Annotated in this window: 19 protein-coding genes; 13 read left to right on the top strand and 6 right to left on the bottom strand. The window is 44.3% G+C overall.

Annotated features, from left to right (window positions below; translation table 11 throughout):
* The first annotated feature begins 194 nt into the window (after positions 1-194).
* Positions 195-3,449 (top strand): ribonuclease E, encoded by a 3,255-nt coding sequence (rne, locus tag L4D78_RS01505; protein ID WP_428465419.1) that lies wholly within the window; start codon positions 195-197, stop codon positions 3,447-3,449.
* Positions 3,450-3,816: 367 nt separating this feature from the next.
* The gene (locus L4D78_RS01500) at positions 3,817-5,376 is read left to right on the top strand and encodes a SulP family inorganic anion transporter (RefSeq protein ID WP_428455597.1); all 1,560 of its coding nucleotides are present in this window, start codon (positions 3,817-3,819) and stop codon (positions 5,374-5,376) included.
* A gap of 81 nt (positions 5,377-5,457) precedes the next feature.
* Here L4D78_RS01500 and L4D78_RS01495 read toward each other — a convergent pair whose 3' ends face one another.
* A complete protein-coding gene (locus L4D78_RS01495) occupies positions 5,458-5,916 on the bottom strand; it encodes a low molecular weight protein-tyrosine-phosphatase (protein WP_428465294.1) in 459 nt (152 codons plus the stop codon).
* Between the two features lie 68 nt (positions 5,917-5,984).
* A complete protein-coding gene (locus L4D78_RS01490; RefSeq protein WP_428465293.1) occupies positions 5,985-6,680 on the bottom strand; it encodes a DUF3313 family protein in 696 nt (231 codons plus the stop codon).
* A gap of 137 nt (positions 6,681-6,817) precedes the next feature.
* Here L4D78_RS01490 and L4D78_RS01485 point away from each other — a divergent pair, with 137 nt between their 5' ends.
* The 3 genes from L4D78_RS01485 to L4D78_RS01475 all read left to right on the top strand — a co-directional run bounded on the left by L4D78_RS01485 (position 6,818) and on the right by L4D78_RS01475 (position 8,754).
* Entirely contained in the window at positions 6,818-7,585 is a 768-nt protein-coding gene (locus L4D78_RS01485; RefSeq protein WP_428465292.1) for an adenosylcobinamide-GDP ribazoletransferase, read from the top strand.
* A gap of 12 nt (positions 7,586-7,597) precedes the next feature.
* A complete protein-coding gene (gene cobO, locus L4D78_RS01480; RefSeq protein ID WP_428465291.1) occupies positions 7,598-8,203 on the top strand; it encodes a cob(I)yrinic acid a,c-diamide adenosyltransferase in 606 nt (201 codons plus the stop codon).
* Between the two features lie 116 nt (positions 8,204-8,319).
* Positions 8,320-8,754, top strand: coding sequence for a phosphate-starvation-inducible protein PsiE (locus tag L4D78_RS01475; RefSeq protein WP_428465290.1), 435 nt, complete (start codon positions 8,320-8,322; stop codon positions 8,752-8,754).
* A 404-nt stretch (positions 8,755-9,158) separates the two neighbouring features.
* Here L4D78_RS01475 and L4D78_RS01470 read toward each other — a convergent pair whose 3' ends face one another.
* Positions 9,159-10,202: a metal-dependent hydrolase gene (locus tag L4D78_RS01470; protein ID WP_428465289.1), complete on the bottom strand. Its 1,044-nt coding sequence runs from the start codon at positions 10,200-10,202 to the stop codon at positions 9,159-9,161.
* Between the two features lie 245 nt (positions 10,203-10,447).
* On the opposite strand from L4D78_RS01470, the gene L4D78_RS01465 reads away from it, so the two are divergent.
* Entirely contained in the window at positions 10,448-10,900 is a 453-nt protein-coding gene (locus L4D78_RS01465) for a CBS domain-containing protein (protein ID WP_428465288.1), read from the top strand.
* Between the two features lie 62 nt (positions 10,901-10,962).
* Here L4D78_RS01465 and L4D78_RS01460 read toward each other — a convergent pair whose 3' ends face one another.
* The 3 genes from L4D78_RS01460 to apbC all read right to left on the bottom strand — a co-directional run bounded on the left by L4D78_RS01460 (position 10,963) and on the right by apbC (position 15,239).
* Entirely contained in the window at positions 10,963-13,104 is a 2,142-nt protein-coding gene (locus L4D78_RS01460) for an AsmA family protein (protein WP_428465287.1), read from the bottom strand.
* A 187-nt stretch (positions 13,105-13,291) separates the two neighbouring features.
* The gene (gene udk / locus L4D78_RS01455; protein WP_428455606.1) at positions 13,292-13,936 is read right to left on the bottom strand and encodes a uridine kinase; all 645 of its coding nucleotides are present in this window, start codon (positions 13,934-13,936) and stop codon (positions 13,292-13,294) included.
* A gap of 214 nt (positions 13,937-14,150) precedes the next feature.
* Complete coding sequence (gene apbC, locus L4D78_RS01450; RefSeq protein ID WP_428465286.1) at positions 14,151-15,239, bottom strand: iron-sulfur cluster carrier protein ApbC; 1,089 nt, start codon at positions 15,237-15,239, stop codon at positions 14,151-14,153.
* Between the two features lie 182 nt (positions 15,240-15,421).
* On the opposite strand from apbC, the gene metG reads away from it, so the two are divergent.
* The 7 genes from metG (at position 15,422) to L4D78_RS01415 (ending at position 23,714) form a co-directional block, all read left to right on the top strand.
* A complete protein-coding gene (gene metG, locus L4D78_RS01445; protein WP_428465285.1) occupies positions 15,422-17,470 on the top strand; it encodes a methionine--tRNA ligase in 2,049 nt (682 codons plus the stop codon).
* Positions 17,471-18,050: 580 nt separating this feature from the next.
* The gene (locus L4D78_RS01440) at positions 18,051-19,415 is read left to right on the top strand and encodes a V-type ATP synthase subunit B (protein WP_428465284.1); all 1,365 of its coding nucleotides are present in this window, start codon (positions 18,051-18,053) and stop codon (positions 19,413-19,415) included.
* A gap of 3 nt (positions 19,416-19,418) precedes the next feature.
* Positions 19,419-20,042, top strand: coding sequence for a V-type ATP synthase subunit D (locus L4D78_RS01435; RefSeq protein ID WP_428455610.1), 624 nt, complete (start codon positions 19,419-19,421; stop codon positions 20,040-20,042).
* Positions 20,039-21,844 (top strand): V-type ATP synthase subunit I, encoded by a 1,806-nt coding sequence (locus tag L4D78_RS01430; RefSeq protein WP_428465283.1) that lies wholly within the window; start codon positions 20,039-20,041, stop codon positions 21,842-21,844. Before L4D78_RS01435 ends, L4D78_RS01430 begins: the two co-directional genes overlap by 4 nt.
* Positions 21,845-21,847: 3 nt before the next feature.
* Positions 21,848-22,297 (top strand): ATP synthase subunit C, encoded by a 450-nt coding sequence (locus L4D78_RS01425; protein ID WP_428455612.1) that lies wholly within the window; start codon positions 21,848-21,850, stop codon positions 22,295-22,297.
* 10 nt (positions 22,298-22,307) lie between these two features.
* The gene (locus L4D78_RS01420) at positions 22,308-22,988 is read left to right on the top strand and encodes a hypothetical protein (protein WP_428465282.1); all 681 of its coding nucleotides are present in this window, start codon (positions 22,308-22,310) and stop codon (positions 22,986-22,988) included.
* A gap of 45 nt (positions 22,989-23,033) precedes the next feature.
* The gene (locus L4D78_RS01415; protein WP_428455614.1) at positions 23,034-23,714 is read left to right on the top strand and encodes a DUF2764 family protein; all 681 of its coding nucleotides are present in this window, start codon (positions 23,034-23,036) and stop codon (positions 23,712-23,714) included.

Below are 23,714 nucleotides of genomic sequence, written 5' to 3'. Positions count from 1 at the left end.
TGAGCCAGCTGTATATTTTTCAGATTTAATCATCTTGATACTAGTTGGATACAACGTGTTGCCATATAGCACCCCTGAATTCCAGCCGTGAGGTTGCATTTTTAGATCAGACTTGGGGTCGGGCACCATCAATACAATCTCGTCACTGAATGCGCTAACACAACGACAAAAACGAGTACAATATAATGAAAAGAATGTTGATTAACGCAACTCAGAAGGAAGAGTTGCGCGTCGCATTAGTTGACGGGCAGAAGCTTTTCGATCTTGATATCGAAAGCCCTGGCCACGAATCTAAAAAAGCAAATATCTACAAAGGCCGTATCACACGTATCGAACCAAGCCTGGAAGCAGCGTTCGTTGACTATGGTGCAGAGCGCCACGGTTTCCTACCTCTTAAAGAAATCGCCCGCGATTATTTCCCTTCTGACTATACCTATCAAGGCCGTCCTAACATTAAGGAAGTGCTAAAGGAAGGTCAGGAAGTAATTGTTCAGGTTGACAAAGAAGAGCGTGGTAACAAAGGTGCAGCCCTTACGACATTCATCTCTCTAGCAGGTAGCTACCTTGTCCTAATGCCTAATAACCCTCGAGCTGGCGGTATTTCTCGTCGAATCGAAGGTGAAGAGCGTACCCAACTTAAAGCAGCACTAAGCACATTAGAACTTCCTCAGGGAATGGGTTTAATTGTTCGTACTGCGGGTGTTGGCAAGTCAGCTGAAGACCTAGAGTATGATCTTAACTATCTACTTAACCACTGGGATCGCGTTAAAGATGCAGCAGATTCTGCACCTGCACCGTTCCTGATCCACCAAGAAAGTAATGTCATTGCACGTGCTATTCGTGATTATCTTCGCCGTGATATCGGTGAGATTGTTATTGATAGCAAAAAAATCTTTGATCGTGCACATGATCATATTCAGCAAGTTCGCCCTGACTTTTTGTCGCGTGTGAAACTGTATGAAAACACGGATACACCACTATTTAACCACTACCAAATTGAGAATCAGATTGAATCCGCGTTCCAGCGCGAAGTTCGTCTGCCATCAGGTGGTTCAATAGTTATCGATCCTACAGAAGCACTTACATCGATCGATATCAACTCTGCCCGTGCAACAAAGGGTGGCGATATTGAAGAAACAGCACTTCATACAAACCTTGAAGCTGCAGACGAAATTGCTCGCCAATTACGTCTTCGAGATCTTGGTGGCCTAGTTGTTATCGACTTTATTGATATGACGCCTGTACGTCATCAGCGTGAAGTAGAGAACCGTCTACGTGAAGCAGTTCGAATGGACCGCGCTCGCGTTCAGATTGGTCGTATATCACGCTTTGGCCTGCTTGAGATGTCGCGTCAGCGCCTAAGCCCATCACTGGCTGAAGCAAGTCACCATGTGTGTCCTCGTTGTACTGGTACTGGTGTTATTCGTGATAGTGAATCTCTATCTCTGTCAATCCTTCGTCTAATCGAAGAAGAAGCACTGAAAGATAATACATCGCAAGTACTAGCCATTGTGCCCGTAGCCATTGCTTCTTATTTATTAAATGAGAAACGTCGCTCTGTACAGCACATTGAAAAGTCTCACGATGTACGTGTAATTATCGTACCGAATGCCGACATGGAAACACCTCACTTTGAAGTGGTTCGTGTTCGTAGTGGTGATGAACATGACACATTGTCATACCATCTTCCAAAAGCGCTTGATGCGTTAAAAGAAGCAGAAGCTGCTGAATCTGCACCACAAGAGCGTGTTGTGAAAAAGCGTGAAGAACCTGTATTACAAGGCTTCACCGCACCACAACAAGCACCAGAAAAAGCGAAAGCTAAGGTTACTAAGCCTCAGCAACAAGCAAAACCAGCGACTGCTGCACCTGCTGTTGATGAAAAACCAGGCTTATTTAGCCGTCTTTTCTCTGCCATTGCCAACTTCTTCTCAAGCCCTGAGCCAGAGGTAAAGGAAGAGAAAAAAGACGTTAGCAAACAGAATGCCCGTCGTAACGATCGTAAAGACAATCGTCGTAACCAAGACAATCGTCGTGGCGAACGCCAAGATGGTCGCCGTGGTGATCGCCAAGATAGCCGTCGTAATGCTAAAGACGCACCTCGCCGTGGCCGTCAGGAGCGTACAGAACGCCCTGAAAGCCAAGATGGAGAGCGTAAACAAGCTAACGAACAGCGCCAGCAACGTCGTCGTAATGAAAAAGCGAAGGACAAGCCAGAGCAACAATCAGAAAAACCTGTTCAACAGCGTAAAGACAAAGAGCAAAAGCGCCAGTCTCGTCGTGAAGACATTCAAGCGCAAAAGCAACAACGTCACACTGAAGAGCAAACTGATAAAACGGCTAAGCCAACAGTAGAAGAAAAGCGCGAACAAGAGTTTGAAAAAGCGAGTAAGGTGAAGCAACGTCGTCAACGCCGCGATCTTCGTAAGAAGGTTCGTTTTATTGATGAACAAGAGCAGACTCCTGTCGAAGCAGTTATTGCAGCACCTGTTGTTGAAGAAGCGGTTCAAACCCCTTCTCCGATTCAAGAGCTTGGAACTGCAGTGGCTCAAGAAGCCAAAGCAACTGATGATCAAGCTGAGCAAAAAGGTGAAAAAGGCGAGCAAGAAAACGGCCAACGTCGTAATCGTCGCTCTCCTCGTCACCTACGAGCAAGCGGTCAACGTCGCCGTCGCATCCGTGATAACCGCCCTGAAAATGGCGATAACATGGAAAAAATGGTAACCGACGCTGTTGGTCATGCTGTTGAAGAAGCAACTGATACATTGAATGACATCGAAAATGTGGTAACGATTGTTGAAAAACCAACGTCATCACGTCCAGTATCAGGCGTTGCATCACCAGAAATGGCGATGGGTAAAGTTTGGCAGAGCGCTAAGAAGGTACCTGTTGCCGCAGTTGAAGAAGCAGCACCGGTTGCAGAAGCACCAGTTAAAGCACCTGTAGCAGAAGCGCCAGCAGCAGAAGTTGTTGAAACAGCATCTGCTCTAGGTGGTGTTGCTCAACCTGAGCTCGCGATGGGTAAAGCATTCCCTCTACGTGAAGAAGCACCTGTAAGTGCTGATACAGCAGTAGAAGTGATTGCAACACCTTCAGTAGAAGAAACACCAGTGGTTGAAACTGCAGCTGCCGAAAGCGTCACTGCAGAAGAAGCACCAGTGGTAGCTCCGGTTACTAAAGAAGCGCCTGTTGTACTAGAAGAAGCAGCACCAGCTGTAACGCCTGTAGAAGTCGTTGCGAAGGTTGAAGCACCGCTTGTTACTGCAACAGCACCTCGTGGTCGCCATGCTATTGCGCCTACGGTTAAAGCTCCTGCACCTGCTGAAAATGCAAACGCTGAAGTTGTAACGGTAGCGCCACTTCGTGAGTCACGTTTTGCAGCTCGCCAAGCGGGTAGCCAAACAGCAACGAATAGTGCTCAAGCGCCAATGAGCAAGCCTCTAGGTTAATGCTATAACCTACGGTAAATTTGCTTAACAGCACTTAAAAGCCATGCTTATTAGCATGGCTTTTTTTTACCTTCATTTTCCAGCAACTAGCTACGTCCCTAAGCCAACCCCATTCTGATAAGTCATTTAATCAAAATTTAATATTTACATAATGAGACGAWTAGAAATCACTAATTACATAATTCATAAAATATCCAGAACTCACACCCTTCCTTACAATCACTGTTGCTACGGGTAAAAATTCAACTTGAAAGTTGAACCATCTCACATCTTTCTGTAGGATCCTCCAACTTATTAGCTCTTTTAAAAGTGGATGCACTGATGCAACCCGGCTAAACCCACCAGAACCGGATAAAAACTGAATAACATGTTCGAATTCCCTCAATTTTCGCGACAATCCGTCAAAAATGACGTCCTTTCTGGGCTTACTGTTGCGTTAGCACTGGTACCGGAAGCTGTAGCTTTTGCTTTCGTTGCTGGCGTTGACCCTATGGTTGGCCTATATGCTGCCTTTATCGTCGGTTTCATTACAGCCGTTATTGGTGGTCGTCCGGGTATGATCTCGGGTGCAACGGGCGCTATGGCTGTTGTCATGGTGAGCTTGGTCGCTGAGCACGGTATTCAATACCTATTTGCCGCCGTTATGCTTGCAGGTGTTATCCAAATACTGGCAGGTATTTTCAAGCTCGGTAAATTCATTCGGATGGTGCCTCATCCGGTAATGATCGGTTTTGTTAATGGTCTAGCAATTGTTATCTTCCTCGCCCAACTAGGCCAATTCAAAGTGCCGGATGCTTCTGGTGCACTGCAGTGGATGCAAGGTACTGAGCTATACATCATGCTTGGCTTAGTTCTATTAACGATGGGCATTATTCACTTTTTGCCAAAACTGACCAAAGCTGTGCCATCATCACTTGTTGCAATTATTACTGTTACAGTTATGGTGCACGGCCTTGGTCTTGATACTCGTACCGTGATCGACTTCGTTCGCAGCATGAGTGGTAACGACAGTGCGACACTAGCAGGTTCACTGCCTACATTTGCCATTCCTGATGTTGGCTTCAACATGGAAACCTTAAGCATCATCCTGCCTTATTCTTTAGTCTTGGCAGCGGTAGGCCTGATTGAATCGCTACTAACCCTGACAGTTATTGATGAAATGACAGGAACACGCGGACAAGGTAACCGTGAATGTGTGGGCCAAGGCGTTGCCAACGTGACTTGTTCAGTATTTGGTGCGATGGGCGGCTGTGCGATGATTGGTCAATCAATGATCAACATTAACTCTGGCGGCCGTGGTCGACTATCAGGTATATCTGGTGCTGTTGGTCTACTACTATTCATTCTATTTGGTTCTTCTTTAATTGAAGTGATCCCACTAGCAGCGCTTGTTGGCGTCATGTTCATGGTTGTTATTGGCACCTTTGAGTGGGCAAGCCTTAAAATGGCTCGCAAAGTACCTAAACATGACTTTTTCGCTATCATCCTTGTGACTGGTGTAACGGTTGCTGTCGACCTTGCTATGGCTGTTATTGTTGGTGTAATTTACTCTGCACTAGTCTTTGCTTGGGAACATGCAAAACAAATCTATGCCTCAAGCCACATCGATCAAAATGGCTCAAAAGTCTATGAAGTAAATGGTCCACTGTTCTTCGGTTCAGCGTCTCACTTCCTTGAGCTTTTCGATGCTAAAAACGACCCAAGTGACGTTATTATCGATTTTGCAAAATCACGCGTTGCCGACCACTCTGCAATTGAGACTATCGATACCATTGCGGAACGCTATGCGACTCAAGGTAAAACCTTGCACATTCGTCATTTAAGCCCTGAGTGCCGCTCTCTACTGAAAAAAGCTGGCAACTTGGTCGAAGTAAACATGATGGAAGATCCAACTTATAAAGTTGCGACAGATACCCTAGGCGGGTAAGCCACACCAACCGCCAACTCATAAAAAACGCCCGCAAATGCGGGCGTTTTTGTCTGTATCATTTGTGTTGCACAGCTTTGATTAACTGATGCTATCGAGTACAGCATCTGAGGCATCTTCAATTAAATCGAGCACGACCTCAAATCCATTCTGGCCGCCATAATAAGGGTCTGGGATCTCTTCAACGTCGTTGTTATTGCTATAGCTTAGAAATAACCTTACTTTCGATTGATAAACGTTTGGGCATATAGCCTTCAAGTCCGCTAAGTTCGCATTGTCAGCAGCTAAAATAAGATCAAATCGTTCAAAGTCTTCGAGCTTAATTTTACGGGAACGAATAGTATCAAACTGATATCCCCTCGCCTCACCAGCTTCTGTAGAGCGTCGATCAGGCTTGCTGCCTTGGTGATATCCAATCGTACCAGCAGAGTCAACCGTTAACGTCATTCCTCGCCGCAACGCTTTGCTACGCAACACCGCTTCACCTGTTGGGGAGCGGCAAATATTACCCATGCATACGACCAGTATTTGAAAAGCCATTCATCTATTCCTTGATCTATCGGGCAAACACACCCCAAGCAAAGGCTTAAGGATCACTTAATTAAAGGCTACCCTTCTTCACTCTGCTCATTTAACTTCGCAGTATAAGCCGTCATACGTATAAAATGGACAATGTCTTGCGTAAACCGCTCTACCGTTTCTTTAATTTGCTCATATTCAAGCTGAACGGTGTCATTCTCTAGAACATCTTTGGCTAACAACACACTCACACGTTCTGCTAACAATTCTCCAGAAAGACTGTCTGATAGCTGAGACTCCACAAGAATACGTACATTACGATCACGGGTACCCAGCAACGCTTTAGCCCCACCAATCAGTGCCCCATAAGGTAGCACTTCTGTAATTTTCAAATCTTCGAAATCTGTACTTGCGCGGGTTATTTCAACCCGCAGAACGGCAGTACGTCCACTTGGGCTTTCAACTATCGGTACACCATTAGAGAGTTCTTGCTTTAAGATATCAGTTAAACGTGCAGATACTCGTTCCAATACAAAGCTAGGTAGCTGATGATCTGCTTTGGCTTTTTGGTTCAAACCGACAGGTTCAATCTGCAACTGCCGATAATAAGATGACTTTAATTCTGGAGAGACCCACTGTAAACCTGTTGCATCTTCAATGTACTCGACTTCAACTAAATCTTGTTTGCGTTCAATCAGGCTTTCCGCCTGTTCTTGTTCTGTCGGTAAACGACTAGAGCAACCTACCATGACACTCAAAGCGGCCAACAACATCATTGTGCGCATTTACACTTCCCATTAAAAAGAACGATATACCATAAAATAGTTTACTCGATATTTTAGTTAAGCTGGTATCACTAATTTGTTAAAATGGCCGCATTAACAATATTTAAGCACTTAATTGCATTAACCGGAACACCTTCATGAAGCAACAATGGCAAATATTCTTAGTAGCGCTTGCTTTTTTTACCCGTATTCCTATTCCGGATAACATTCCTTATTCATCAGAACGCCTTAATCAAGCTAACCGTTACTTCGCCCTTGTCGGAACACTTATCGGTGTACTCACGGCGCTACTTTTCCTATTGATGCAGAGCGTTTTACCGATCTCTATCGCTATCGCCATATCGATGGCTTTTAGCTTACTACTCACAGGCGCGTTCCATGAAGATGGACTCGCAGATGTCTTTGACGGGTTTGGCGGTGGTTGGAACCCCGAACAAAAGCTCGACATAATGAAAGACTCACGCCTTGGGACTTATGGTGCTTCAGCACTCTTCATCGCTCTTGGACTAAAGTGGGCAACACTGAGTGCCATCGCTAGCCACAGTGTCACCCTAACCGCCTTATCATTAGTCGCTATGCACACACTTAGTCGAGCGGTGGCAGCGAGTCTAATCTTCAGTTACCCCTATGTACGGCTTGATGAGCAAAGTAAAGTTAAACCCTTGGCAAATGAGCAAAGCCAGTACGATTTGTGGGTTTTAATTTTAACCAGTTTAATTATATTACTCTTATTCTCCCTCAATACTGCCCTGTGCTTAATGGTGGTATTAGCCATTGTACGCACGGGTTGTGGTCGCTGGTTCAACAAGCAACTTGGGGGGTATACCGGTGACTGCTTAGGCGCAGCACAACAACTTTCAGAAATCGCTGGCTATCTGATTATATTAGCGACTGTTACATCATAATTAAGGACTCTCATGGTTGATCAAACGCAGAAAGACGATCGTTACAAAGCACGACAACAAAAAGTAAAAAGTGAAGTTGATGCTCGTGTTGACGCAGCACAAGAAGAGAAAGGGATCTTTCTCGTGATTACCGGAAACGGTAAAGGTAAATCAACCTCAGGGTTTGGCACTATCGCAAGAGCGGTTGGCCACGGGCAGAAGTGTGGCGTTGGCCAGTTTATTAAAGGGACATGGGATTGTGGTGAGCGCTCACTGCTAGAACAACATGGCGTAAAATTTGCCGTTATGGCCACAGGGTTTACGTGGGAAACACAAAACAAACAAGCCGATTCTGAAGCGGCACAGCAAACATGGGCTGAATGTAAAGAGATGCTGGCTGATGACAGCTACGACGTAGTGTTACTTGATGAGCTTACTTACATGATAACGTATGGCTATGTACCACTTGAAGATATTTTAGAGGCGATTAGCCAGCGCCCTGCTATGCAGTCCGTCGTCGTGACGGGTCGTGGTGCGCATCGTTCTTTAACTGAGCTTGCCGATACCGTCTCTGAAGTACGTAATGTTAAACATGCTTTCGAGAACGGTGTAAAAGCCCGCAAAGGCGTTGACTGGTAGGCGATTCGCAACAAATAGATTCTTTTTTTGCTGATCTAAAATATAATGACAACGAACACAGCTCACGGTGAATTAAATCAACGTGAGCATAATAAAAAATGTCATTAGGATTTATCATGCCTTCACAACTACCGAAGGGCTTTAGTCGCCCTTTTCTTAAAGTCTTTCATATTCTAGAAGCCATTTTACTGGTTGCGATAACACTCGCGACCATAGCGGCAATGACCAATGAATTTGTCAATATCTATGTCAACAGACAGATCCAACTTACCGATATTCTGCTGATGTTCATTTACCTCGAAGTGCTGGCCATGGTTCAGCAGTTTGTTACCAATGGTAAAATTCCAGTTCGTTACCCAATCTACATTGCGATCATGGCAATTGCGCGCTACATCACTTTAGGGATGAAACAGTTGGATGGGGTTTATTTAGTGTGGTTATCATTGGCTGCCTTTATTCTGGCTGCTGCCACGTTAGTGATTCGTATTGGCCACCATTACTGGCCATATGAAAAAGTGACTGAACCACATAAGTGCCAGTCAGAAGATTAACAACAATGAACAAGGGGGCACTCTTTTGCCCCCTCTCGAATTCGAATATTCATTATTTCTGGTCTTTTTTTCGTAACTTTTTCTTATAGAAGTCCATCGCTTTCTCTACCGCTTTTCCATGCATCCTTGCTCTGAGCGCATCAAAATCTACTCTTTTCATTAATACCTCAATAGCTTACCTACCGACCAACACTATAATAAATATAACACTTTTAAGCATTTATGCTTTTTTCATCACCGCCTAAATACCAAAAAGAACTAAAAATGTCGGTACTGTCTCACCAATAAGTAACTACTTTTCACATTCAAATATAAAAAATGCCAACAAGAATGCCCATAGAGAACCTTTCAATAAAATTCAGCTCTTTTTCCTTTAAGAAAAATAGAGCTGAATTTATTTGTGATCAGTTACGTGCTGTTTCACCGATGCTTGGGCATTCTGATATATGACACAAATTCGCATCAATATCTTGATTACCAAGCACCCTTAGCCACAATGTCGGAATATGCTTTAGCCTAACTGACGGGCTGTTGATTTGAACCGGTGAAACCACTTCCCATCCCTTTGCTAAATCATTATTAGCAAGAGCAAATTGAAACGGCATATAGTCAGCCATTCCCAGACGTAAATCAGTCGCGACCAGCTCTGACTGGTGTTGCTCATACTTAATGAAACCACCAGTAAAGTGCGCAAGCATTTGTTGATGCTCTGAAGATATACCGTCAGGCCAAGTACCAAGTGGCTTTTCAATAAAATCAATATTCGTGCTGTCATCAAGCAATGAGGATAAACCTTCGAAGTAGCTCTCATCCCCTTTTACGACGATACGCCATAGCACGGTATTTAATGGTGTCGGGGTAATGAATACAGGCTGGTTGGCTAATGGTGTACCAGCTAATTGTTGCTCTACCCGCTGCTCAATCATATTCATGGCGAGTACTGACCAGCCAAGATAGAGTGAGGAAACAACTAATCCAGCGCCACACAACTTAGCCATACGATCGCGCCAGAGTAAACTTGCTAACAATACGATTAGCAACGGTACGGTATACAATGGGTCGATAATAAAAATACTGGAGATGGCAATAGGTGTATTTATTGGCCAGAACAATTGCGTGCCATACGCCGTAAAAGCATCGAGTAGTGGGTGAGTAATTAAACATGCCGCAACCAACAACCACAACTGTGTAAAGCTAAAACGTGTTGGACACCATTTTTGCCATAATCCACTTAGTAGCAATGAAAATGGCAACAATACGAATAAAGAATGACTGAAGCCGCGATGCTTCACCATATCTGACACAGGGTCACCATAGCTTAGCAATACATCCAAATCTGGCAACGTACCTAACGCAGCCCCGGCTAATAATATTTTGGGGGAACATTTCTTCCCTGCAACCAGACCAGCAACCGCTGCACCTAATGCCATTTGTGTTACCGAATCCACTTTCACTCCTTTAGATACTGATCAAACCGTTTCTCGTTATATTCGTTTGATCGTATAAATCTAGCTTTGACTTTATTGGCACACATTAACAGAAAATCATCATTTATTGATACGTGAAACGCGTGAGGCAATTCACATTCAATGCTCAGTAAAAGTAAAAATCAGGGCTTGCTCGCAGTTAAAACAATGATATTTAGCTAGGGTAATCAAGCAACCTCCATTCAAATAGACATAGGGAAGATGCAATGCCAACAAAAGTATCTGAATACATGACGCAAAAGCTTATTACAATCCAGCCGGATGCTGGACTTCGTGAAGCCTTTTTCTTGATGAAAGACGAATCAATTCGGCACCTGCCTGTTATTAGTGAGCAAGGTGAACTGGTCGGGATTGTAAGTGACAGAGAGCTAAGACGACCTCAATGGGTCGATGAGTCACCAGAGATCGGCCACGAGTATGATTTAACCGATGATCTGCATATTCGTGATGTCATGTGCAAAGATATTATTCATGTTCGCACCTACGACACCCTAACCAAAGCCATTGGCACTATTTTAGATAACCATGTAGGCGCAGCACCAGTATTGAATAAAGCTGGTGAGCTGGTTGGAATGTTGTCCGCTATCGATTTACTAAAAGCTTTTCAAGATAGCCTTGAGAATCAAAAATCATTGAAAAAGAAAAAACAGCCTGCTTAAAACCATAAAGAAAGAGCCAGCATTTCGCTGGCTCTGAACTACCCCAAAACGCTCTAAAAGTGTTAGTTAAATAGCCCTTTTAGCAGTTTATCGGCGGCCTTCTTAATGTCTTCATTTTGCGCTTTATCACCTAAAAGCTTTTCAAGACCGCGCTCGACTTCTTTCTGCGCTTTCTGCTCGAGTTCATTATTCTGCTTCAGCAATTGCGCCAAGTTAAGGGAAAACGTTGGCTGCTCCCAGTTTCCAGCGACATCAATAGGCACAGTTAAGTCGGTCACTTCATCAATATCTTTACCACCTTGACCTTTACTCGTTGCAACAACAGAGGCACTGATATTGAAATCGATGGCTTCAGACACCAAATTGGTACTCCCCTTACCTGCAACACGCAGCAATGGTGAGTCGATATCAAGGTTATTGGTAGAAGCTACCCCTTTGCCAATATTGAAGGTTGCCTTCATTGCCGAAAAGTCTGTTTTCTTCTCTTCCTTAACGTACTCTGTTTTTTGACCTTTCAGTGTTGCTCGTGCTTCACGGATCATTTCAGGAAGATTAACACCGTAAACAGCACCGTCAGCAAAATGAATATCGATACTGCCTGCAATATTCTCACGCATTCGCGCTTCAGCTAAACCCGTACCACTTAACTTCACGGTAATATCGCCCTTACCGGCCAATACATCTTTTTCTGCCACGTCAATGAGCAATGGTTGTACCTGCACACCACGGATCAACTTGGTAACACTATAGCGAGGTAGCTTGCCGTTAGCATCGATGGTTGCTTTGGTCTGTATCGTGCCGTCATAAAGTTTGGCATCTAACTGCTTTAAGTTCAGCACACCATCGGCAATGGCAATATTAATCGCCACATCGCTTAATTTGGCATTTGCTGCTTTAAACTGTCCAACCGCCAATGTGCCTGCGAGGTCGATGGTTTTCAAAGCAGAGAGATCGGGTTCGCGATTTTTATCAGCTTCTGACGCTGTAGCACCCGCTGTATTAGTACTATCACCAGACGTTGAAACTTGTGTTTCTTGTGTCGTTGATGCACCAGTTCCTAAGAAACGATCAACATCAATGGCATCCGAAGCTAAGTCAAAACGAATAACAGGGATATCTGCCGATTGAAATGAGCCTTTACCTGTCAATGCCAGTTCATCAACATTGGTTTCCATATTAGTGAACGCAGCCAAGCCTTTCGGTACGTTATAGCTAGCATCAGCCACCAGCTTGATCGCCATCTCAGGACGAGGCAATGATGCACCTTTAAGGTCAGAAGTTAACGCGAGTTGTTCTAACTGAATATTCTCAAATGCTTCATCTACGCTTAATCGAACCGAACCATTGGTATTAAACGCCAAATCGGGTACTGAACCCTGTAGGGTAAAAGTTACGTTTGACCAGCTGCCCAGTTTGAATTGGTCTACGTTAAGTGATACCGACTGAATATCATTAGCGGTGTCTTTCGCTGATGCGGTCAATGCTAAGGTTTTAAATTCAGCACTATCTAAAGTTTCAGCGAACATTAATTCAGTTTCGCCCTGTGCCGCAAAGTTAAGCTCGCCACTGGCACCTGCGATATCAAATTGCGCGGTTGCCCACTCTCCCGGAGCAAAACGGCTTAAGGAAAAATTAAGCTGAGAAAGCTCTGATTTGGTACCTAGCTTATCGTCTTGAACAATCGCGCTGGCGCCAACAACCTCAACACTTTCTAAAGAAATAGCCCAGCTTGAACCCGATTCAGTATCTGAGGTTGATGACGGTGTAGAAGTCGTTGTATCTGGTTGTGGAGAAAATTCAGTTACTTCACTTGGTTGCCCGATACCATCCAAGTTAGTCACACCTGAAGCCAGTGTCTGAATGAAAACATGGCCACCTTGAAGGCTAACGTTGCCAATTTCCAGCTGCTGTGAAAATAAAGGTATCACCGACACCGAGAGTTCTGCACTATCAAACTGAACTAAATTTGGTTCTGCAAAACCTTCAGGGTTTCTAAATTCTGTTTTACCAATATCGAAGCCAATACTCGGGAAGAAACGCCAACCAATATCGCCGGAAATAATCAATTCACGTCCGGTATTCTTCTTCACTTGTTCTGCAATCATGGGCTTAAACTGGTTTGGATCGACCAGTGCAAGTAAAGCCGCAATACCGATGACCACCACCAGCAAAACTGCCAATAAGGCAAACATTATCTTTTTCATTGTATCCCCAAATCATCCATGCCTGTAACGAGATTAAACGTTGTTATCGCAATAAGACAATATATTTTAAGTATTTGTTCATCTTACCAACCTACATATAAAAAATATCAACCATATGTCAGATAAAAAAATAGGCGGCTATAAAAGCCACCTATTCAAATTTGATAACAAATTAATAATTTGCTAATTATGCACGCAGTAATTTACCAATGTGTGCTTTCAACACATCAATAGCAATACGGTTTTTACCGCCGCGAGGGACGATGATATCCGCGTACTGCTTCGATGGTTCGATAAACTGCATGAACATTGGACGTACTGTTTTTTGATACTGTACAAGTACCGACTCCATTGTACGACCACGCTCAGCAACATCACGCTGCAAACGACGTAGTAGACAGATATCGAGCGGCGTATCCATAAAGACACTTGCATGCATAATTTCACGCAAGCGTGGATCAGTCAGCAGCAAAATGCCTTCAAGAATAATCACCTTCTTAGGTGTCAATGTGGTCGTCGCTTCCATACGCGTATGCTCACTGTAGCTGTACTGTGGTACTTCTACTGCTTCTCCGCGAATAAGCTTCTCTAAATGGTCACATAACAAATCATGATCCAACGCACTTGGGTGGTCATAGTTTGTTTTTACCCGCTCTTCCATGCTCAGGTGACTTTGATCGTTATAGTAACAATCTTCCGTAATAACACCGATCTGATGATCGCCTACTTTTTCTTTTAACTCTTTATAAACAGTACTGGCAATCAAGCTTTTACCGGATGCAGACGCACCTGCAATACCGATAATGACGCATTGGTGTGAGTTTTCAGACATATCAGAAAGCACCTGTAAACAACGTGGCGAGGTGAAAAATACCGATCAAATAACTTATTATAGCCGTAAGACTGAAATAAATAGTCATTCAACATCGGAAAATTGGCATAAATAAACCGCATGATTATAGGCAGTTGTTACCACAGATGCCAGAAAAAATGCGGCATCTACGGCGTTTGGCTATAAAGTCAACGGTATGCTAATAAGCAATGGTTTACATTGTACGAATTGTGATCTGTTCGGCAACGGGGGCTCCCTGCCAGTACAATCGACTTGCCACTGAACCGGCTAAATTGATGTATGTTTGAGCATGTTCAGATTCTGGATCAGCGGCAACCGTTGGCTTACCGTTATCAATGTCTTCACGGATCTTAATGTGCAAAGGCAACTGGGCAAGTAACGGAACTGAATACTCCTGTGCCATTCGCTCTGCACCGCCAGTACCAAATATTGCTTCATGGTGACCACAGTTACTACAAATGTGATAGCTCATGTTCTCAACAATACCGATGACAGGTACGTCTACTTTATTAAACATGCTGACCCCTTTAATGGCATCTGCAAGTGCTAAGTCCTGAGGTGTTGTTACAACCACTGCGCCTGTCACTGGGATCTGCTGTGCGAGTGTTAGCTGGATGTCACCCGTGCCCGGCGGCATATCGATAACTAAATAATCCAGATCAGGCCACCAAGTTTCATCAATGATTTGGGACAGCGCTTTCGATGCCATCGGGCCACGCCAGATTGTTGCACTCTCTGCCGGTACTAAATAACCAACAGAGTTAGTAAATAGACCACATGATTCAATCGGCAGCATCATTTTGCCATCGGGTGATTGTGGCTTTTCATCAACCGTTCCCAACATCATAGGTACAGAAGGGCCATAAATGTCAGCGTCAAGCAGGCCCACTTTCGCTCCCTGAGCTTGAAGCCCGAGTGCAAGGTTGACAGACGTCGTTGACTTGCCCACCCCGCCTTTTGCTGAGCTCACTACGATAATATTCTTAACGCCTTTTAACGCTGGTTTTTCACCACAAGCTAAAGGGACAACACGAGTCGTAATCGAAAAAGCCACATTCGTTGGAATATGATGTTGTTGCTCCGCCTCAATCCACTGTTCAAGTAACTCGATCACAGAGGTTGCAGCAAACGGTAAGGTAATCGATATTTTGCCATCAGCGGCAACCGAGACAACATTTGGTGTATCTGCCCATTCCGCATGTAGCCATGGATGATCAAATTGATTTAGCCAACGGGTAATATCTGCCACACGTTCAAATCGGATGATTGAATCACTACTCATGTTTTTTAGCGCTCCCTTTTTTGCTCTTTAGTTTTTGTTCTTTATCTTCATCCTATCACCAATGCCCATTTATCGCCCTTATTTACGCGGATTATCAACAGATCATCCTAGGCAACACGTTATCCATCAGGTAGTATTTACAGCTACGTTTTTATTACCCATCATGAGCGAAACAAGACATTATGGCTGCAAATCCAAGAAAAATTCTGGTGACCTGCGCCCTGCCGTACGCTAACGGTTCTATCCACTTGGGCCACATGCTTGAGCATGTACAAGCGGATATTTGGGTGCGCTATCAGCGCCTTCGTGGCAACGAAGTTCATTTCATCTGTGCAGACGATGCACACGGTACTCCAATCATGCTTAAGGCCCAGCAGATGGGTATGGATCCTGAGCAGATGATTGCCGAAGTGAGCAAAGAGCACCAGGCTGACTTTGCTGGCTTCGATATCAGCTTTGACAACTACCACAGCACACACTCAGACGAGAACCGTGAGCTTGCGTCGTTCGTATATACTCAGCTAAAAGATAAAGGCTTTATTACTAGCCGCACCATTTCTCAGCTGTTTGACCCTGAGAAAGAAATGTTCCTGCCAGACCGTTTTGTAAAAGGGACATGTCCGAAGTGTAAATCTGAAGACCAGTACGGTGACAACTGTGATAACTGTGGTGAAACCTACAGTCCAACCGAGTTGATCAATCCAAAGTCTGCCGTTTCAGGTTCAACGCCTGTAATGAAAGATTCTGAGCACTTCTTCTTTGATTTACCTCAATTTGAAGACATGCTTAAAGAATGGACCCGATCAGGCGCACTTCAAGACGAAACTGCAAATAAAATGCAGGAATGGTTTGAGTCTGGCCTACAGCAGTGGGATATCTCACGTGATGCGCCATATTTTGGCTTTGAGATCCCAGGTGAAACAGGTAAATACTTCTATGTATGGCTTGATGCACCAATCGGCTACATGGGCTCATTCAAGAACCTGTGTGACAAGCGTGATGACCTAGACTTCGACGAATTCTGGAACAAAGATAGCTCAACAGAGCTTTACCACTTCATCGGTAAAGATATCGTCTACTTCCACAGCCTATTCTGGCCTGCAATGCTAGATGGTGCTGGTTTACGTAAGCCAAACAACGTATTTGTGCACGGCTATGTGACAGTAAACGGCGCGAAGATGTCTAAGTCTAAGGGTACGTTCATCAAAGCGGGCACTTACCTTCAGCACCTAGATCCAGAATGCCTACGTTACTACTATGCAGCGAAGCTGAATAACCGTATCGATGATCTTGACCTTAACCTTGAAGATTTCACACAGCGTGTAAACAGCGACGTTGTGAACAAAATTGTTAACTTAGCATCTCGTAATGCGGGCTTCATTGCTAAGCGTTTCGACGGCAAGCTAGCTGATACTTTTGCAGAACCTGAGCTTTACGCGGAATTCATTGGTGCGGCCGACCGTATCGCTGAGCTTTTTGAAAACCGTGAATACAGCCGTGCTATCCGTGAAATTACTGCCCTAGCTGATAAAGCTAACCAGTACGTTGATGAGAAAGCACCTTGGGTTGTGGCTAAGCAAGAAGGTAAAGATCAGGAGCTGCAGGAGATCTGCTCTGTCGGTATCAACCTGTTCCGCGTTCTAATGACTTACCTAAAACCAGTTATGCCCCAGCTGGCTGAGCGTACTGAAGGCTTCTTGAACGAAACTCTAACGTGGGAAGGTATTGCTAACCCGCTTACTGGCCATGAAGTGACTAAGTTCAAGGCATTGTTTAACCGTATCGATCCTAAACACGTTGCTGCAATGGTAGAAACGTCTAAAGAAGATGCAGCGGTAGAACAGGCAGCAAAAGAGCAAGCTGAAGCAGCAGCAAAAGGCCCATTGGACGATGAGCCAATTGAAGCCGAAATCGAATTCGACGATTTTGCTAAAGTCGATATGCGTATCGCTAAGATTGTTTCTTGTGAAGAAGTGCCAAAAGCTAACAAACTGCTTAAGTTCCAGTTGGACATTGGTGGTGAAATGCGTCAGGTGTTCTCTGGTATCAAATCAGCTTATACGCCTGAAGAGCTTATCGGCAAGCACACTGTAATGGTTGCAAACCTTAAGCCACGTAAGATGAAGTTTGGCATGTCTGAAGGCATGATCCTAGCTGCTGGCCCTGGTGGTAAAGATCTTTGGATCCTAGAGCCACACGAAGGCGCACAGCCTGGTATGCGAGTAATGTAATACACCTTCGCAACTCGTTTCTAAAGCCAGTCATCTCGACTGGCTTTTTTTATGCCTATTATCGTCACAAGACAWAAAACCAGTAAAAAACCACATCTCGCTACATTCCATTAACATAAAAGTCATTTACGTTTTTTACATATGTTAAAAGTCTAAAAATTAGTGATTTCTTACTTTTCAATTTTGAAAAATACCAATCGAGTCGCAAAAACAAAATAATTTTACAGAACAGCACCAAGTAAAAATCAGCATAAAAAACAACTYATTCAAATAAAATCAGTAGGTTGAACAATAAAGCCAAAAAGACACACCAATCTTACCTTAATTAACACCCCTACTTAATCCGATGAATAGTATCGATTTTACCGATGTGACGGAAATCATTTATTACAAAACATCACAAATTGAAACAACTCGCCGATACCAAATGCATGAGAGAAGCATAGTCTAGCAACTGTGCTTTGAACTGAAACCTCACCTTGGAAAGGTAAGCAGTTTAATAGCGAGCGAAATAATGAAAAATTGCGTTAAGCAGTTTCATTAAAAAACTCTTTTTTTGGGCAGTTATCAAGGTATTGTAATGCCACAGAGTCTATTACGTTATACCAATATACTCAGTATTGTTGGTGATTTAATCCGGGTAGAAGTACCCAACTTATCTTCAAGTAATGCGAAAGCCAAATATGGTGATCTCGCAATGATTGAGCAAAATGGTGAGAACCATTCACTGGCTCAAATCATCAAAATTGATAATGAAGAAGTTTCATTACAGGTATTTTCAGGTTGTAAAGGTCTTTCGACTAACGCTGCTGTTTGCTTCTTAGATCAACCGATGCAGGTGACGTACTCACCTAACGTGTTAGGCCGTATCTTTAATGGTGCAGGTCAACCTATCGACAAAGGTCCAGAGCTAGAACACGATCCGAAAGTTGAGATTGATGGCCCATCCGTTAACCCTGTGCGTCGTACGCTTGCATCACGTATGGTTCGCACAAATGTTCCGATGATCGATGTATTCAACACGCTCGTTGAATCACAAAAAATTCCTGTTTTCTCTGTCGCGGGTGAACCGTATAACAAATTCATGGCTCGTATTGCAATTCAAGCGGAAGCTGATGTTGTGGTATTCGCAGGCATGGGGTTGATTTACGATGATTACCATTTTTTCAGAACTCAATTCGAAGAAGCAGGCGTATCTTCACGTACCGTCATGTTTGTTAACCAAGCCTCAGATCCAACGGTAGAGCGGATACTCGCTCCCGATATGGCCCTGTCAGTCGCAGAGCATTTTGCTGTTGATGAAGGCAAAAAAGTACTTGTTCTACTAACAGACATGACCTCTTACGCGGATGCGATGAAAGAGATTGGTGTCTCAATGGATAAGATCCCATCTAACCGTGGTTACATGGGCGACCTTTATTCTCAGTTAGCAAAACGTTATGAGAAAGCCTGTGACTACAAAGGTGCTGGCTCTGTAACACTGCTTGCTGTTACTACTATGCCGGGTAACGACGTTACTCACCCAGTACCTGATAACACAGGATATATTACTGAAGGTCAATTCTACCTTCATGATGGCGTAATCGATCCATTCGGCTCTCTTTCTCGCCTTAAGCAGATGGTTGTGGGTAAGAAAACTCGCGAAGACCATGGTGCGCTGATGGATGCGTTGATTCGTTTGTATTCTGAAGCAGTAGAAGCAAAGCAAAAAGAAGCCATGGCTTTCGAACTCTCTGAGTATGACCATAAAACGCTTAAGTATGGTGATCTATTCAAGAAGAATTTCATGTCACTTGACGTTGATATGTCTTTGGAAGATGCGCTCGACTTTGGCTGGAAAATCCTTGCTGATTGCTTTGACCCAGAAGAAACGCTGATTAAAGACAGTTTGCTAGATAAATACTGGCCAACGAATCAGTCTGCTGAACAAGCAGCGGAGGCATAAGCCATGGCAAAGGTAGCACTAAATAAAAGCGCGTTAAACCAACAAAAACGTAGCTTGAAAACATATAACCGCTACCTACCTGCGTTAGAGCTGAAGCGTCAACAGCTAATGATTGAGCGTAAAAAAGCCGAAAAAGCATTAAACGAAGCGAAGCAACGTGTTGCTGATCTCCGAAAAATTGTTGAAGAAACAATTCCGATGCTGGCTTGTAAAGAGATTAGCGTTAACAACTTAATTAAAGTGAATAACGTGACGCTTGATACGCAAAATATCGTTGGTTGTCGTGTGCCAATTATCAAAGACATTGATCTTGAATTGACACCATACAGCTTCTTAGCTCGCCCACATTGGGTTGATAGTGTTGTTCGCCAATTGAAAGAAATGGTTCGTCTTCGTGTTGAACTGTCTGTCTTTCAAAAACGCTATGAATTGATCAGTCACGCAACTCGCGTTACTAGCCAGCGTGTGAATTTATTCTCTAAAGTTCTGATCCCAGAAACAAAAGAGAATATTCGCCGTATCGGGATCTACTTATCAGATCAAGATCGTGCTGCTGTAATGAATGCGAAACTATCAAAGCAAAAAGTGTTAGCGCAGCAAGCTAAAACGCAGGGAGGCCAAGCATGAGTATTAAACGTCTAAAACGTCTAACCCTAGGTGGCCAAGCGTCTCGTCGTGAAGAAACCCTCATGGCTTTGCAGGCACTCGGTTGTATGCATTTAATCCCACTTAGTGAAGATAATGCACAAGCAAACCGTGCCCTCGCGATGCAACAGCCAACAGAAGCGAGTGAAGCACTTGCTTGGCTCAGCCGCATAGAACGTCGCCGTCGTTCAGTGACCGATAAAACGTTGGTCGATATCGATGAGTTGGTCGCGCAAATTTTGCAAAACAAGCAGGCAATACGCCAGCAGCAAGACAAGCGTGACATGTACAAAGAACGTATGCAGCTATTGCGTCCATGGGGAGAGTTTACGCTACCTAAATTGGACAGCATTAATGGGTTACGTTTTTGGTTCTACGTTATTCCACTAAAGCAGATTGATCTACTTCGTGATGTAAATACACCGTGGCAAGAGATTCATCGAGATCAGAAAAGTGCATTTATCGTGCTCGTATCTGAAAACGAACCTGATGAATCATCAATGCCCGTTGAACGCTCGCACGTTGGTCATAATAGCTTATCTGAAGTTCATGAATTAATTGAAATTTCAGAACAGCATTTAGAAGATCTCCATGCTGAACGGGAAGCGTTGACTCGTTGGGTCTATCCATTAAGCCAGTCACTCGCAGCGAGCCAAGATCACGCTGAATTATTGTTAGCCTCTTCTGGCGTACAAGATGAAGGTGACTTCTTCTTAGTTCAAGGTTGGATGCCAGCCGATCAAGAAGAAACCGTGATTGAGCTAGCTGAAGTCTACGGCAGCGCCGTGCTGTTTGAAGAACCAAAAGCGGAAGACGAGCCTCCAACATTGTTAGAGAACTCCGATCTGACAGGTGGCGGTTCAGAAGCAATGAGCTTCTTCCAAACGCCGAACTACCGAGCGTGGGACCCAGGTAACTTGGTGTTCTATTCATTCGCATTGTTCTTCGCAATGATCATGAATGACGTGATGTACAGTGCCATTTTCGGCCTGATTATCTTGTTCTTCAAAGACAAGTTAACTACGTCGAACGAGGGAAGCCGCTTAATGAACCTCGGCCTATTCATGTCAGGTATAGGTATCGTTTGGGGCGCACTTTCCGGCAGTTACTTTGGGGTTAGCCCCAGTGACGGCAGCTTCTTGGGCTTCTTTAACATCATCGATATGAACAACTATACCGCCATGATGAAACTTTCAGTTTTCATCGGTGTTATGCATCTCGTCATTGCTAACGTAATGACCGCCTATATTAATCGCCCGTATAAACGCGCACTAGCACCACTTGGTTGGGCGGCGCTAATGTTTGGCGGCATGTTGGTATGGTATGGCATGACAGGCACAGTATGGGCATGGTTTGGTAAGTACTTCGGTGGTTTACTGATGCTCGGCGGTGCAGGCATGGTTTGCGTGTACAGCAGTGAGCGCGAAGTTAACAGTAAAAAAGACTTACTGCTACGCATAATCGATGGTGCTAAAGCGATCTACAACATCACGAGTGCATTCGGTGACATCCTCAGCTATATGCGTCTATTCGCACTGGGTCTGTCAGGTGCATCACTGGCGATGACATTTAACTCACTGGCAGGACAAGTTGTTGAAGCCCAGCCCGTTTCAGGGGTGCTCTTCGGGGGTCTGATACTGCTGCTTGGCCATGTTCTTAACTTCGCACTTTGTATTATGAGTGGCGTGGTTCACGGCATGCGTCTAAATGTAATTGAATTTGTAAACTGGGGCCTCTCTGATGAAGGTTACCCGTTCAAAGCTTTTCGAAAGAAAGAGGATTAAAAAATGGAACAATTTGTTATTGCACTAGGTTGGTTAGGCGCATTCGCTCCAGTTGCACTTGGTGCTATCGGCTCAGCTATCGGCTGTTCAGTTGCAGGTCAAGCGGCTTGTGGCGCAATGCTAGATGTTGAATCAGGCTACGGTAAGTACATCGGCCTATCTGCGATGCCTTCATCTCAGGTTATCTACGGTATCGTAATCATGTTCTCGCTTTCTGCTATTGGCGTAAGCCCAGAAACAGCTGGCGGCCTGTTCGGTATTGGTCTTATGACTGGTCTAGCACTACTTTTCTCGGCGGTATATCAGGGTCAAGCGGTATCAGCTGCAATCAATGCGTCGAAGAACAAGCCTGAAGTATTCGGTCTGTCTATCGCACCAGCTGCAATCGTAGAAGGCTTCTCAGTATTTGCCTTCGTATTCGCGCTAGTAATGGGCTCGAACATCGGCGCTTAAGGAATAGACCATGACTGTAGAAAATCAAAACGCACCAGTATCTGCGGGTATCCAGCAACTGGTGGAAACACTGCGCCAGCAAGGCGTCGATGCGGGTAAAACCTCGGCAGAGCATATCATTGCTGAAGCACGAGAAGAAGCCTCAACACTGGTTGCTGAAGCGCGTGATAAAGCGGGTAGCATTCTTGGCAATGCTCGTAAAGAAGCCGACTTCATTACGATTGCAGGTCAACAAGCATTTGATATGGCAAAACGTAATGCCGTACTAGAGCTTAAAACGTTCCTACAAGATGAGTTTAGCAAGCAAATTCAAGCAACCGTTGGTAAAGAACTCACGGATGAAACGCTACTTAAGCAAATGATCATCGAAGTTGCTGGTCGTAATGCCATTGAGTCTGAAGAAGCTGTTGATGTCGTTTTACCATCAAAAGTGGTTGGGGTTGACGAATTACGTTCAAATCCAGAAGAGATGACAGAAGGAAGCCTCATGTATTTCGCTGTAGCGCAAGCTGCTGAAATGCTTCGTGAGGGTGTATCGTTCAGCGTTGACGCTGATAACACCAATGCATTGGTATTCCGCCTGAAAGACAAAGATATTGAAATTGAGTTGTCTGAAGAAACTGTTACTCAAATGATGCTAAACCACCTGCAGCCACGTTTCCGTGCACTGCTGGAAGGCATTGTTAAATAAGACGGCTGAGGCAGGTTTACCTGCCTCTCCATCAAAGGAGCGAATATGTCGAATAAAGCATACCATGGTCTGCTGACTTCGCTACCGCACATCGATTCACTGTTTGATAGTAAAGTAACGCCAATTTCACGCTACCAGCTTGAACGTCGTTTAAGCGCGTTGTCTTTCGATGAAAGAAAGACCCTAGACATGATTGAAAACCTCATGCACTGGGATCAAGGCAAAAATGATATTGAAGAAGCAGAACTAATCAAATTTGCAACGCGCGCACGCGATGCAGTGAACAGTAAGGTACTTCGTGACCTTATCGATTGGCGGTTAGATATGCGTACAGTGGTTGCCGCACTTCGTCGTAAAAAAGCAGGGGAGAAAGCCCCTTCTGAGCCACGTTGGAGCTTTGGTACCCGCTATGAATATATCCGTCGTAACTGGAATATTCCGTATTTTAATCTGCAGTTTACTTTTCCGTGGCTACCTGATGTCGCTCGGTACATGGAAAATGACCAAAGCCTAGAGCTTGAAAAAGAGCTACTTAATGCTGTTTGGCATGAGCTAGATCGCGCAGGTAGCAGCCAACGTTTCAGCTTTGAGGCTGTCGTGATTTATTTACTACGTTGGAATTTAGTCTCTCGCTGGACCACTTATAACAGTGAACTTGCGATTGAGCGATTCGACCAACTAGTCGAAGATGCACTAGGCGATTTCGCCAGTAATCTGCCAGATTAA

This window comes from Photobacterium minamisatsumaniensis (assembly GCF_050336695.1).
Taxonomy (GTDB): domain Bacteria; phylum Pseudomonadota; class Gammaproteobacteria; order Enterobacterales; family Vibrionaceae; genus Photobacterium; species Photobacterium minamisatsumaniensis.
The sequence above is the reverse complement of the archived record's forward strand: the minus strand, read 5'-3'. Positions and strand labels throughout refer to the sequence as shown.